Source organism: Micromonospora sp. NBC_01740 (assembly GCF_035920365.1).
Taxonomy (GTDB): domain Bacteria; phylum Actinomycetota; class Actinomycetes; order Mycobacteriales; family Micromonosporaceae; genus Micromonospora; species Micromonospora reichwaldensis.
The window spans coordinates 5,487,209-5,499,744 of record NZ_CP109150.1 but is presented as its reverse complement, the minus strand read 5'-3'; the positions used below and the strand labels follow the sequence as shown (position 1 = coordinate 5,499,744).

General features: G+C 74.1%; 12 protein-coding genes and 1 pseudogene. 7 read left to right on the top strand and 6 right to left on the bottom strand.

Going from position 1 to position 12,536, the window contains the following annotated elements; genetic code table 11:
- Window positions 1-4: 4 nt before the first annotated feature.
- Genes OG989_RS24325 through OG989_RS24310 form a run of 4 tightly spaced genes read right to left on the bottom strand, consistent with a single transcriptional unit; the run spans window position 5 to window position 2,908 of the window.
- Window positions 5-787, bottom strand: coding sequence for an alpha/beta hydrolase (locus OG989_RS24325; RefSeq protein WP_151457219.1), 783 nt, complete (start codon window positions 785-787; stop codon window positions 5-7).
- Between the two features lie 22 nt (window positions 788-809).
- Window positions 810-2,000, bottom strand: coding sequence for a spore photoproduct lyase family protein (locus OG989_RS24320; RefSeq protein ID WP_327028575.1), 1,191 nt, complete (start codon window positions 1,998-2,000; stop codon window positions 810-812).
- Between the two features lie 43 nt (window positions 2,001-2,043).
- A complete protein-coding gene (locus tag OG989_RS24315) occupies window positions 2,044-2,460 on the bottom strand; it encodes a DUF4180 domain-containing protein (protein ID WP_327028574.1) in 417 nt (138 codons plus the stop codon).
- Window positions 2,453-2,908, bottom strand: coding sequence for a helix-turn-helix domain-containing protein (locus tag OG989_RS24310; protein WP_225852487.1), 456 nt, complete (start codon window positions 2,906-2,908; stop codon window positions 2,453-2,455). The genes OG989_RS24315 and OG989_RS24310 overlap by 8 nt, the downstream gene beginning before the upstream one ends.
- A 478-nt stretch (window positions 2,909-3,386) precedes the next feature.
- Between OG989_RS24310 and OG989_RS24305 the strand changes: the two genes are divergently transcribed.
- The 3 genes from OG989_RS24305 (at window position 3,387) to abc-f (ending at window position 7,685) form a co-directional block, all read left to right on the top strand.
- Entirely contained in the window at window positions 3,387-4,586 is a 1,200-nt protein-coding gene (locus tag OG989_RS24305; protein ID WP_151457217.1) for an RtcB family protein, read from the top strand.
- Window positions 4,587-4,715: 129 nt separating this feature from the next.
- The gene (locus tag OG989_RS24300) at window positions 4,716-5,813 is read left to right on the top strand and encodes an SRPBCC family protein (RefSeq protein ID WP_327028573.1); all 1,098 of its coding nucleotides are present in this window, start codon (window positions 4,716-4,718) and stop codon (window positions 5,811-5,813) included.
- 222 nt (window positions 5,814-6,035) lie between these two features.
- A complete protein-coding gene (gene abc-f, locus OG989_RS24295) occupies window positions 6,036-7,685 on the top strand; it encodes a ribosomal protection-like ABC-F family protein (protein ID WP_327028572.1) in 1,650 nt (549 codons plus the stop codon).
- Window positions 7,686-7,695: 10 nt separating this feature from the next.
- Here abc-f and OG989_RS24290 read toward each other — a convergent pair whose 3' ends face one another.
- Window positions 7,696-8,901 (bottom strand): chitosanase, encoded by a 1,206-nt coding sequence (locus OG989_RS24290; RefSeq protein ID WP_327028571.1) that lies wholly within the window; start codon window positions 8,899-8,901, stop codon window positions 7,696-7,698.
- A 212-nt stretch (window positions 8,902-9,113) separates the two neighbouring features.
- Between OG989_RS24290 and OG989_RS24285 the strand changes: the two genes are divergently transcribed.
- The 4 genes and pseudogenes from OG989_RS24285 (at window position 9,114) to OG989_RS24275 (ending at window position 11,703) form a co-directional block, all read left to right on the top strand.
- A complete protein-coding gene (locus OG989_RS24285) occupies window positions 9,114-9,590 on the top strand; it encodes a hypothetical protein (RefSeq protein ID WP_327028570.1) in 477 nt (158 codons plus the stop codon).
- 100 nt (window positions 9,591-9,690) lie between these two features.
- A pseudogene (locus OG989_RS31985) lies at window positions 9,691-10,191 on the top strand (snapalysin family zinc-dependent metalloprotease); the annotation flags it as partial.
- Between the two features lie 12 nt (window positions 10,192-10,203).
- The gene (locus OG989_RS31980; protein ID WP_370519009.1) at window positions 10,204-10,899 is read left to right on the top strand and encodes a S1 family peptidase; all 696 of its coding nucleotides are present in this window, start codon (window positions 10,204-10,206) and stop codon (window positions 10,897-10,899) included.
- 138 nt (window positions 10,900-11,037) lie between these two features.
- On the top strand, window positions 11,038-11,703 hold the full coding sequence (locus OG989_RS24275; RefSeq protein ID WP_327028569.1) for a hypothetical protein: 666 nt from the start codon (window positions 11,038-11,040) through the stop codon (window positions 11,701-11,703).
- 135 nt (window positions 11,704-11,838) lie between these two features.
- Here the strand turns inward: OG989_RS24275 and OG989_RS24270 are convergent, their stop codons facing one another.
- A complete protein-coding gene (locus tag OG989_RS24270; RefSeq protein ID WP_327028568.1) occupies window positions 11,839-12,489 on the bottom strand; it encodes a C39 family peptidase in 651 nt (216 codons plus the stop codon).
- Window positions 12,490-12,536 lie beyond the last annotated feature (47 nt).

Below are 12,536 nucleotides of genomic sequence, written 5' to 3'. Positions count from 1 at the left end.
CGGGTCAGCCGCCCGTGCGCAGAGGCAACCAGGCCAGCACGTCCTGGATCTTCGCGTCCCAGTACGCCCAGTCGTGCGCGCCGGGGGAGAAGTCCACGGTGAGCGGGACGCCGCGCTCGCGGGCCGCCGTGACGAAGGTCAGGTTGTCCTCGTACAGGAAGTCCTCGGTGCCGCAGGCGACGCGCAGCGCGGGCAGGTCGGCGCCCGTGGTCCTGCCGAGCAGGGCGAGGACATCGTCGTCGCTGCCCGCGACGGTGCGCTCGCCGAAGGCGGTGTGCCAGACGCCGGGGTCGAGGGGCGCGGTCGGATGGTGGCGGCGGGTGGCCACGTCGAGCGCGCCGGAGAGGCTCGCCGCCGCCGCGAACCGGCCCGGGTCGCGCAGCGCCCACTTCAGCGCCCCGTAGCCGCCCATCGAGAGCCCGGCGACGAAGGTGTCCTCCCGACGCGTCGAGAGCCGGAAGAACCCGTGGCACAGCCGGGGCAGCTCGTCGGTGAGGAAGGTCCAGTACCGGTTGCCGTGCTCCTCGTCGCTGTAGAAGCTGCGCCCGACCTGGGGCATCACCACGGCCAGGCCGAGCGGCGCCACGTACCGCTCGATCGAGGTGCGGCGCAGCCAGATCGTGTCGTCGTCGGACAACCCGTGCAGCAGGTAGAGCACGGGCGGGTCGCCCGGCGGGGCGCTACCGGACATGCCGACCTGCGAGGAGGTGTGCTGCGGCAGGATCACGGTCATGGAGGTGCCGAGACCGAGCACCTCGGAGTGGAAGTCGACACGCATCAGGGCCACGGTCGTCGACCGTAGCTGATCCTCACGTCCAGTAGAGGACCCGGCAGGCAGGCAGCCGGGCGGCCAGCTCGCGGTCGAACCAGGTGCGCAGCTCGGCCATCGTGTCGCGCGGGTAGACGTACTTCACGGCGCCGAACCTGCCGTACCTGCGGCTGCGGGCGGACTCGTCCATCTCCAGCCTCGTGCGCGGGTACCAGTCGAGCAGTACCTCCTTGCTGCCCGGGGTGAACCGGTGGGTGATCAGCTCGGCGGTCAGGTCGAGCCCCGGCACCCCGGCGACCGCGCCCGCGACCGCGTCGAGCAGCTCGCCGTAGTGCTCCCGCCAGCCGGGCAGCGGCATGATCGGCGCGACGGTCAACCCCACCGGGTAACCGTCGAGGGCGAGCCGGCGCAGCGCCGCCAGCCGGTGCGGCACCGACGCCGTGCCGCCCTCCATCCGCTCGCTGACCGGGCGGCAGTTGACGCTGAACCGGACCCGGGTGCGCCCGGCGTGCGGCAGCCCCACGAACGTGTCCACGTCGGCGTACTTGGTGGTCCAGCGCAGCTGCACCGGGGCGTCCCAGCCGGCGAAGTGCTCCACCGCCCGGCGCCAGCTGCCGGTGAGGTGCTCCAGGGCCAGCGGGTCCGTGTAGCAGGACGCCTCGAAGGTGGTGCCCTCGGCGGCCCGCTCGGCGCTGCGGCTGGTCACCGTGCCCCGCCCGGCGTAGTCCGCGAGGCCGGCGAGGATGTCGTCCAGGTCGGCGTACACCCGCGTCACCGGTGGCCCCGACAGCGAGCCGGCGAGGTAGCAGTACTGGCAGTGGGCCGGGCAGCCCTCCGCCAGGTCGAAGCGCCAGTCCGCGCTGGGCGCGATTGGTTGCAGCTTCCGGCGCGACGGCGGGCTGACCACGAGCGCCATGGTCGCCTTCGCCCGCGCGTACGTCTCCCGCTCGGTGTCCCCGCGGATGCCGGTGAGCCGGTTGGCGCGCAGCCGCTCGACCTCGATGCCCAGGGCCTCGACGCGCCGGGCCACGCGCCGGCCGTGCGGGTGGTCCAGCGCGGCCGGCGTGGCGACCACCCGGCGCGGCAGCCACCGCCGCGCCGGCCGCGCCGGTGGCGCCAGCCCGGCCAGGTCGCGGGTCGGCACGCGCTCGCCGCTGGCGTCGTGCGGCGCGGGCGGTACGTCGACGGCCAGCGGCTCGTCGACGTCCACCGGCTCGGCCTCCGGCCTCATCCGCGCCGGTTACCCGTCCCGCGCGCCGACAACCCCGGGGCGGTCAGCCGCGCGCCGGCGCCCTGCCCGGCCCGGGGGCGGCCCCACCGGGTCCCGGCGCCGGCGCCAGGCGGGCGTCGAGGGCGTCGAGGTCGGGGACGAACCACACGTGGCCGGAGCGGTTCGACTCGTGCACGAGGGCGCGCAGGGCCGAACTGGCCGCGAGGTGCGGGCCGATGTCGCCCACGACGACCAGGCGCAGCCGGTAGTTGACGAACTTCTGCATGACCTCGCCGGCGAAGCGGGTGCCGAGGGAGAAGAAGGAGGCGTCCAGCCGGCGCACCGGCACGGCCACCACCTGGGCGCCGAGGAAGGCCGAGCCGATCAGGTCCAGCGCGTCCTGCTCGGTGGTCACCGGCGGGCCGTCCGGGTCGCACACCAGCACCGGCACCCCGGCCCGCTCCTGGATGACGTCAGGCATCGCCGGCCTCCCTGGTGAGCAGGCCGTTGTCGCCGTCGAGCACGGCGTCGACCAGGTGCAGCACCTCGGCGGTGGCCGAGGCTCCGCCCAGGATCACGATCTTCATGCGGTTCCGCTCCTCGTCGTGGACGGTCTGGATGCGCAGCGGGTGCGCGGGGTGGTGGGTGGTGTTCGCCGTGGCCAGGACGAGCGTGGCCAGCCGGTCGGCCGCGGCCCGGTCGACGCCGTCGATCTGCAGGATGCTCGACACCTCCACCGCCGTACCGACGGCGGGACGGGCGGGGGCCGACCGACCGGTCAGCGCGTCGAGGTCGGCGCGGGCGATCCGGTACTGCTTGCCGATCCGCACCGCCCTGAGTCGACCGGCGCGGATGTAGCCCCGCACGGTGCGCACGTGCAGGCCCAGCCGCTCGGCCACCTGCTCCACCGAGTACATTTCCTCACTCATCGTTCCCTACCCTAGTGCAGACAGGGAAGGATGAGGAAGTGACCGTGACGCGGACGTCGTTCCCGCGGCCCGGTGCGGGTCGTCGGACGGAACGCGAATATCCATTGCGGCCACCGTCGCGGCCCGCCTACCGTCATCGGCGCAAGGTCAACCGGACGACCCAGGGGAGTACGCCGTGTCGCAGCGCACCCGCACCGACGCCGTGTGGCCGACGTCGCGCGGTGTTGCCCCGCTACTCACGGGCACACGATCCTGCGGGCGGCGACGTCCCGAACAGGGGCGGCAACGGGGGTGGCGGCGCGTCTAGCGCCGGCGCGTACGCGCAGCCGCCCACCCCACCGGGGCCGGGCGGCTTTTTCGTCCCCCCCCCCCCGGATCGCCGTCCACCTCCGTCCCGGCCGCGCCCCGGCGACGTCACCCGATCCCTTCCGGTCCCGCCGTGACGGCGGCGACCAGCCCCCGACACGAGGAGACGACGATGAGCTACACCCCGCTCGCGGGCACCCGCGCGCCGGTCCGGGTCTGGACCGACCCGTACGGCATCGAGCCGCAGGCCGCCCAGCAACTGCGCAACATCGGCGCGCTGCCGTGGGTGGAGGGCGTCGCGGTCATGCCCGACGTGCACTTCGGCAAGGGCGCCACGGTCGGTTCGGTCATCGCGATGCGGCAGGCCGTCTCGCCGGCGGCGGTCGGCGTCGACATCGGCTGCGGCATGTCCGCGGTGCGCACCTCGCTGACCGCCGCCGACCTCCCGGACGACCTGGCCGGGCTGCGCTCGGCGATCGAGGCCACGATCCCGGTCGGGTTCAACCAGCGGGAGAAGCCGGTCGACCCGCGCCGGGTCCGGGGCCTGGAGCAGGCCGGCTGGGACGACTTCTGGCGCCGGTTCGCGGGCCTCGACCGGCGGGTGGCGCAGCTGGAGACGCGGGCCCAGCGGCAGCTGGGCACGCTCGGCGGCGGCAACCACTTCATCGAGGTCTGCCTGGAGCAGGGCGGCGCCGACGAGGGACGGGTGTGGCTCATGCTGCACTCCGGCTCGCGCAACATCGGCAAGGAGTTGGCGGAGCGGCACATCGCGGTCGCCCGGCGGCTGCCGCACAACACCGACCTGCCCGACCGCGACCTCGCGGTGTTCCTCGCCGGCACGCCGGAGATGGACGCCTACCGCCGGGACCTGTGGTGGGCGCAGGAGTACGCGCGGCGCAACCGGGCGGTCATGCTCGCCCTGCTCTGCGGGGTGGTGCGGGAGCAGTTCCCGCACGTCGGCTTCGACGAGCCGATCAGCTGCCACCACAACTACGTGGCGGAGGAGAGCTACGACGGCGTCGACGTGCTGGTCACCCGCAAGGGGGCGATCCGGGCCGGTCGGGGGGACCTGGGCATCATCCCGGGATCGATGGGCACCGGCTCGTACGTCGTGCGGGGCAAGGGGAACCCGGACGCGTACTGCTCCGCCTCGCACGGGGCGGGGCGGCGGATGTCGCGGGCGCAGGCGAAGCGCACGTACAGCACCGCCGACCTGGTCGCGCAGACCGCCGGCGTGGAGTGCCGCAAGGACGCCGGCGTGGTCGACGAGATCCCCGGGGCGTACAAGGACATCACCCAGGTGATGGCGCAGCAGGAGGACCTGGTCGAGGTGGTGGCGCACCTCAAGCAGGTGGTGTGCGTGAAGGGATGACCGCCGACCGGCGCCCCGGAGGGGTGGGCGTCGGTCCCCCACCCCCGGCGGCCCGCCCGGCGCCGGCCGCGTACCGTGGGGATCCCCCCGTCCGGGGCGGGCCGCGATCGATACCCGTAGAGTCGCGCCGTGATCGAGATCGACGTGCAGGTGGACCTGTTCCACCCGGCGGACCGGGTGTGGCACGCATTGACGGATCGCGCTCTGCTCGCCCGCTGGTTCACCGAGGTCGAGCCGATGGCCGGGTCGCGCGGCCGGCTGCTGCTGTTCACCGCCGGCCTGCCCGGGTTCGACGCCGCCGTCGACGCGGAGGTGACCGACCGGCGGGAGCCGGAGCTGATCGCGCTGCGGTGCCTCGAGGGCGGCCGGCGAAGCCGGCTGGCCTGTGCCGTCGCCCCCACCGCCGAGGGGTGCCGGCTGTCGGTCCGCGAGGTGCTGGAGCACGGCAGCTGGAACGACGAGCAGCGCGAACGCCGCGAGGAGTCCTACCGGCAGGCGTTGACCGGGCGCCTGCCGGCGATCCTCGACTGGCTGGCCTTCCAGCAGGTCGACCTGCGCCGGGGCGAGCCCGGGATGACCACCGAGATGCCGGTGACCGAGGTGGTCGGCGACGAGCCGGCCCCGGCCGCCCGGCGCCGCCGCTGGCCGCTGCTGGTCGCGGGGTTGGCCGGCGTCGTGCTGGCCGCCGGGGCGGCGGTGTGGGCGGTCCTGCCCGACGAGCCGGACCCGGTCGCCGGCCCGGTCGCGACGCCGTCGCCGATAGCCACGGCCACCCCGAGCCGTACGCCGCGGGCGACCCCCTCCGCCCGCCCCACGCGCAGCGCCACGCCGACCCCGTCCCGCCCGAGCCGGACGCCGTCGGCGACCCCCTCGGCGACGCCCTCGCGTACGCCCACCTCGATCGCGCCGTCGGCCCCCGCCATGACCGCCCGCTACCGGACCGTCTCGACGAGGCTGCTCGGCTTCACCGGCGAGGTGGTCGTCGACAATCCCGGCAGCGCGGCGGTGGACGGCTGGACGGTGGTCGTCACGCTGGCCGAGGGCGGCTCCCTGACCGACGTCAGCGGGGCGGAGCACCGGCGCGACGGGCAGGTCGTCACCTTCACCGGGCCGCCCGTGCCGCCCGGCCGCTCGCGAACCTTCACGTTCGCCGTGCGCGACGTCGACCAGCTCACCAGGGCGCCCGAGGACTGCTCGATGGGCGACGACCCCTGCGCGGGCCTCTGACGCCGTCGCGCGTCCCCGTGGTGCCGGGCCGCGCTGTTAGGATGGGCGCGAGTGATCAGGACAGGGAGACCAGACGTGGCGGGTGACGACGACATCTCCGGGTGACACCGGAAGTGCCCGGCCAGCGGCAGGCGTTCGACCGCCGCCGTGGCCGCGGTCCGTCGTCTTCGAATCCCGTCCCCAGGGCGCCCGGCGCGCCCACGTCACCCCGAGGGTCTCCGCATGTCCGACGCGTTCATCATCTGTTCCCGCCTCTCCTTCTCCTGGCCGGACGACACCCCGGTCTTCGAGGGGCTGTCCTGCACGGTGGGCGCCGGCCGCACCGGCCTCGTCGCGCCGAACGGCGCCGGCAAGACCACGCTGCTCAAGCTGATCGCCGGCGAGTACCAGCCGACCGGCGGCTCCGTGACCGTCGACGGGGTGCTCGGCTACCTGCCGCAGAGCCTTCCGTTGGCCGGCGACCTGACCGTTGCCGAGGTCATGGGGATCGCGCCGGTGCTCGGCGCGCTGCACGCCATCGAGGCCGGGGACGCCGACGAGGAGCACTTCACCACGATCGGCAACGACTGGGACATCGAGGAGCGCACCCGCGCCCAACTGGACCGGCTCGGCCTCGACGACGTGTCCCTCGACCGGCCCCTGCACACCCTCAGCGGCGGCCAGGTCGTCTCCCTGGGCCTGGCGGCGCAACTGCTGCGGCGGCCCGACATCCTGCTCCTCGACGAGCCCACCAACAACCTGGACCTCGACGCCCGCCGCAAGCTGTACGCCGTGCTGGAGGACTGGAACGGTTGCCTGCTGCTGGTCAGCCACGACCGGGCGCTGCTGGACCGGATGGACCGCATCCTCGAACTCGACCGGAGCGAGGTCCGCTCCTACGGCGGCAACTTCACCGCGTACGAGGAGGCGGTGCGCGCCGAGCGGGAGGTCGCGGAGAAGAACGTCCGCCACGCCGAGCAGGAGGTCAAGCGGGAGAAGCGGGAGATGCAGCAGGCGCGCGAACGGGCCGAGCGCCGGGCCGGCAACGCCGCCCGCAACCTGAAGAGCGCCGGCCTGCCGAAGATCTTCGCCGGCACCATGAAGCGGGGCGCCCAGGAGTCGGCGGGCCGGTCGAACGAGACGCACGCCGCGCGGGTCGGCGACGCCAAGGCCCGGCTCGACGAGGCGGGCCGTGCCCTGCGCGACGAGCAGCGGATCACGCTGGAACTGCCCGGCACCAGCCTTCCGGCCGGTCGCACGGTCTTCCACGGCGAGGGGATGCAGGTCCGCTACGGCGGGCGCGCCCTGTTCGCCGGTGCCGGCGTGGACCTCACGATCCGGGGGCCCGAACGGATCGCGCTCACCGGTCCGAACGGCGCCGGCAAGTCCACCCTGCTGCGTGTGGTCAGCGGCGACGTGCAGCCGGAGGGCGGCCGGACCAGGCGGGCCGACGGCCGGATCGCCTACCTGTCCCAGCGGCTGGACCTGCTGGACCTCGACCGCACGGTCGCGGAGAGCCTGGCCGCGTACGCGCCCGCGATGCCGGAGGCGCAGCGGATGACCCTGCTCGCCCGCTTCCTGTTCCGGGGCTCCCGCGCCCACCTCCCGGTCGGGGCGCTCTCCGGCGGCGAGCGGCTCCGCGCCACCCTGGCCTGCGTGCTGTTCGCCGAACCGGCGCCGCAGTTGCTCCTGCTCGACGAGCCGACCAACAACCTGGACCTGGTCAGCGTCGGCCAGCTGGAGAGCGCGCTCGACGCGTACGAGGGTGCGTTCGTGGTGATCAGCCACGACGAACGGTTCCTCGCGGCGATCGGCGTGGACCGCTGGCTGCGGCTCGCCGACGGCCGGCTGCGGGAGACCGGCGCCCCCGCCGGCGTCGCGCCGGAGTCGTGACCGGGGGCCGTCAGCCGATGCGGTACTGGTCGCCGTAGACGGCGAACACCAGCGGCGTGTTCAGGTCGAAGTTGCCGTTGTTGAGGAAGACCCGCTGCGCGGTGTCCACGCGGGAGGTGTCCGAGTGGGCGGGTTCCTTCCTCATCTCGGCGACCCGCTCGTCGAGGAAGGCGTGCAGCCAGGTCCGCTCGTCGCCGCCCTGGGCCGGGGGCTTCGCCCGGGCCAGGGCGCGACTGCGGATCGCCCGCATGCCCTCGTAGCCGTGCATCACCGCCGCGTCGTAGTAGGCGAACTGCCCGAGCGCCCGTACGCCGTCGGTCTTGCCGTCGCGGACCGAGGGGTTGAAGTAGACGCGGTCCCGCTCGGCCTCCTGCGCGGCCCGGAACACGGGGTCGGCGGCGGCGGTGCGCCAGTCGCGGGGGAAGTACGGGTCGAGGCCGGCGTGCGAGTCGCTGCCGTCGACGGCGCGCAGCGCGGGCAGGTAGCCGGCCAGCACGTTGCCGGGCTTGGTCCGCGTGTACGCCTCCACGAGTTCGAGCATGTCGCCGGTGCCGGAGCAGAAGCCGATGATGCCGGCGGTGTAGCCCCGCCCGTCGCCGATGTCCTCGATGTAGGAGAACTGCGCGCGCCAGTCGAGCGAGGAGTTCTCCGCCGCCGACACGAGCTGCATGGCGACGTCCTTCTTGGCCGGGTCGTCGAGGGGAGCGCCGGCCGGCGCGGACGGGGTGGGCGTGGCGCCGCCGCCGGGCAGGGTCCACCGCTGGTTGGCGGTGCCGGAGCAACTCCAGATCTGCAACCGGGCACCGTTGGCCGTGCTCCAGTCCGTGACGTCGAGGCACTTGCCCGAGCCGGTGTTGACCAGCGTGCCGTTGCTGGCGGTCCACTTCTGCGCGCCGGTGCCGTTGCAGTCGTACAGCTGCACCTTGGCGCCGTTGGCGGTCGACGCGGCGGTGACGTCCAGGCACCTGCCGAGCGCGCGGACCGATCCGTCGGCGTTGCCGACCGTCCAGACCTGGGCCGCGGTGCCGTTGCAGTCCCAGAGTTGGATCGGCGTGCCGTTGGCCGGGTTGGCCCCGGCGACGTCGACGCACTTCCCGCCGAGGCCGGTGACGGGCCCGGCCGCCGCGGCGCTGGCCGACGGCAGGCCGTAGCCGATCGCGGCGACGGTGACGGCGAGGGCGCCCGAGAGCTGGGCGACGGTCCGCTTGCGAGGCATGGCGCTCCTCGGGTGGGATGGCGGCGCGCCGCCTCCGGTCGGTGGGCCAGCGGCCCCGTGGGATGGCCGGACGGCCACCAGGAACCTCAGGAAACTGTATTTACAAATAGCAGTGTGTCGATTTGCTGTCAAACGTCGAGGCCGGTCACCTCTGGGGCAGGTGGCACCCGACGTGGCACGATGCGGGGTGGGCCCGAGCAGGGGAGGCGGCAGTGTCGATGCCCGTTGCCGAGCTGAGTGAGCTGCGACGTCGCCTGTCGCGGGTGATCCTCGTCCATGTCGCGCTCTCGGTCGGGTTCGCGCTGCTCGCGGCGGGCGGCGTGTCGTCGCCCGCCGGGCGGGCGGGGGCGTTCGCCGTGCCGTGGCTGGTGATCGGGGCCGCCGGCGCGCTCGGTGCGTCGCTCATCGCCGCCGCCGCGTGGCAGCTGCGCGCGGGCCTCACGACGGGACGGCCGCCGGGGAGCCGGTGGGCCGTGCGGTGGGAGGCGTCGGCCCGCCTGGGCATGGCGCTCGCGGCGGCGGTGGCGCTTGCCGCCGGTGTCGCCGTGGCGCCGGCCGGGTCGGAGCGGGGATTCGTGATCGGGGTGGACGCGGCCCTCGCCGGCGCGCTCGCGCTGTTCGCGCTGGCGGCCGGCGACGTTCGCCGGGCGGCCCGTTCGGCGGAGCGGGCCGCCGCGTCGCCGGTATGACGATTCCGTTATGCCGCATATCGGCGACCCTCGCTCTAGCATTCACGTACATCGATGACCGGCGGTGGCACGCCGCCGGACAACCCCAGGGAGTGCGTGTATGTTCCGACGACAACTGCTGCACGCGGCGACCGCCGCGCTGGCGGCGGTGCTGGCCGCAACCGGAATGCAGGTTGCCACCGGCGCGAGCGCGTCCGCCGCCGACACGGGCGCGTCCGCCGCCCGGACCGTCTACTACGACGCGAGCCGGGCCGGCGAGTTCCGCACCAACTTCGACCAGGCCGCGGCCATCTGGAACAGCCGGGTCAGCAACGTCCAGCTGGTCGCCCGTACGCCGGGCAACGTCACCATCTACGTCGACAGCGGCTGGCCGCGCGCGCAGGTCACCAGCCTCGGCGCCGGCCGGGTCTGGATGGGCTGGACCGCCGTCAACCAGGGCTACAACCGCACCCGCATCGCCACCCACGAGCTCGGCCACATCCTCGGCCTGCCCGACCGGCGTACCGGACTCTGCTCCGACCTGATGTCCGGCAGCAGCGCGCCGGTCTCCTGCACGAACGCCAACCCGAGCGCCGCCGAGGCGTCCCGGGTGAACCAGCTCTTCGCGGGCGGCCTGGCCGCGTCGGAGGTGCCCACCGGGACGTTCACGTGGAACGACACCGACGACATCTCGCCGCAGGTGGTCAACGGCCGGCCGGCGAGTGAGAACTACCCGTGGATGGTGTACGTCTCCGGCTGCACCGGCACCCTGATCAAGGCCAACTGGGCGGTCACCGCCAAGCACTGCGGGACCCCCTCCTCGGTGCGGGTCGGCAGCGTCAACCGCAGCAGCGGCGGCACCGTCGTCTCGGTGACCCGGGCGGTCAACCACCCGAGCGTCGACGTGAAGCTGCTCCAGCTGTCCAGCTCGGTCAGCTACGCCCCGGCGCCGATCCCGACCACCTCCGGCGCGGTCGGCACCGCCACCCGGATCATCGGCTGGGGCCAGACCTGTGCTCCCCGGGGCTGCGGCAGCGCCCCCACCGTCGCGAACGAGCTGGACACCTCGATCGTGGCGGACAGCCGCTGCCTCGGCATCAACGGCCCGTACGAGATCTGCACCAACAACACCAACGGCAACGCGGGCGCCTGCTACGGCGACTCGGGCGGCCCGCAGGTGCGCCGGATCAACGGGGCGTGGGCCCTGATCGGCGCCACCAGCCGGGCCGGCAACAACAACTCCACCTGCGCCACCGGCCCGTCCATCTACGTGGACCTGCCGTCCATCCGGTCCTGGATCAACACCCAGGTCGGCGGCCTGCCGGCCTGACCCACCCCGCTACGGGGGACGCCGCGTGCGGCGTCCCCCGTAGCGTCGTCACCCCGGTCGTACCGCCGGGGCGTCACGCGGCGACCACCCGGAGTGCGGTACGGTGCCTGGCACATCGACCCCTTTCCGAGGTGAACCATGCGTGTCGTGGCTGCGCTCGCCCTGACCCTGGCGCTCGCTCCCGCGCCGACGCCGACGGCCTCCGGCGGGCCGGTCGGTGACCTGCTCGGCGGCGTCGGGCGGGTCGTCGACGACCTGCTCAAGGGGGGTGGCCGGGCCACCCCGGGAACCTCCCCGACGCCCGTGCCGTCCAGCTCGGCGGCCCCTGCCCCGTCCCCGGCCGGCCCGTCGGCCGCGCCGGCTGTCCCGGCGGCGCCGGGCCGCTCCGCGCCCGCGTCCAGCCCCGGGGGTGCGTCCGCGCCCGCACCCGCCGGCGATCGGCCTGCCGGGCGACCGGCCGGACGGGAGGCCGACGCGCCCGGCCCGCCCGGGCAGGGTGCCGACTCCGACGCCCCCTCGACGGTCGCGGCCCCGCCACGCGAGGGCGAGGGGGGAACGGACCGCTGGCTGGTCTACGGCCTGGCGCTGGGCGTCCTGGCGGTGCCCGTGCTGTTCGTCCTGCACCGACGGCGCCGGCCCGCCGTCGCGGCCACCGGCCCGGCCACCCCGCCGACGCCCGCCCCCGAGCCGGACGACGAACCCGTGGTCGACAACGTGACCCACCTGCCGACGGAACTGAACGCGATCTACGAACTCGGCCGGCTCGACGAGCGGCTCAGCCAGGAGCGCAACCGCCGGTCCTGAGCCGGGTACGGGTGGCGACGGTGGACACGACGCTGGGCGGGACCGGGCCGGGGCGGGCGAGCCCTCGGCATGGCGTGACGAAAGGGCCGACCCCGTTGTGGGGCCGGCCCTTGTCGGTCTCGTGTCGCTGTGGGGTCAGGCGGTGTAGCCGCGGGTGGCGATCCAGTCGGCGAGGTTGTCGACGCTCATGCGGTAGGAGGCCTGGTCGGGGTTGGCGGAGTCGGCGATGGTGACGGTGTTGCCGTTGTCGCGGTAGCCGACGACGCTGATGTAGTGCCCGCCTTCGAAGGAGTGGGTGGTGCCGTCGGTGTCGGTGGCGGTGCCGGCGATGTTGGCGACGATGGCGTGGCCTTCGTCGATGGCGGTGACGATGTCGCCGCGTAGCTTGTCGGTCTGCTTGTCGTCGGCCTTGGCGCCGGGGATCTCCACCGACTGGTAGGCGTCCTTGCCGCTCTCCTTGTTCAGGACGGGGGTGATGTCGTTGATGGAGTTGGTGCCGGCTTCGGTGGTGCCCATGCGCTGGGCCATGCCGTCGACGTCGATGTTCTTGCCCTGCACGCTGAGGGCGTTGCGGGCGGCGGCGGGCCCGCAGTAGTAGAAGTTGGGCTGTGCCTCGTAGCGCACGCCGAGTTCGCGCTCGCCACCCTTGCGGTCCTGGGTGACCGAGGCCGACACGGGCGTGGTGGGGGCGGCGAGGGCGGTGGTGACGGGGCCGGCGATGGCGCCGCCGGTGAAGGCGAGCCCGGCAGCGGTCAGAGCGGTCTTACGCAGGATGTCGGTACGCATGATGGCAGCACCTTTCGATCGGGGGCACGCGACACACCAGAGGGGGG

Bases quoted from the DNA above. Each gene is read 5' to 3' on its own strand.
- OG989_RS24290 (WP_327028571.1), bottom strand. From the start codon at position 8,901: ATGCCTCGCAAGCGGACCGTCGCCCAGCTCTCGGGCGCCCTCGCCGTC.
- abc-f (WP_327028572.1), top strand. From the start codon at position 6,036: ATGTCCGACGCGTTCATCATCTGTTCCCGCCTCTCCTTCTCCTGGCCG.
- OG989_RS24315 (WP_327028574.1), bottom strand. From the start codon at position 2,460: ATGCCTGACGTCATCCAGGAGCGGGCCGGGGTGCCGGTGCTGGTGTGC.
- OG989_RS24305 (WP_151457217.1), top strand. From the start codon at position 3,387: ATGAGCTACACCCCGCTCGCGGGCACCCGCGCGCCGGTCCGGGTCTGG.
- OG989_RS24320 (WP_327028575.1), bottom strand. From the start codon at position 2,000: ATGAGGCCGGAGGCCGAGCCGGTGGACGTCGACGAGCCGCTGGCCGTC.
- OG989_RS24270 (WP_327028568.1), bottom strand. From the start codon at position 12,489: ATGCGTACCGACATCCTGCGTAAGACCGCTCTGACCGCTGCCGGGCTC.
- OG989_RS24310 (WP_225852487.1), bottom strand. From the start codon at position 2,908: ATGAGTGAGGAAATGTACTCGGTGGAGCAGGTGGCCGAGCGGCTGGGC.
- OG989_RS24275 (WP_327028569.1), top strand. From the start codon at position 11,038: ATGCGTGTCGTGGCTGCGCTCGCCCTGACCCTGGCGCTCGCTCCCGCG.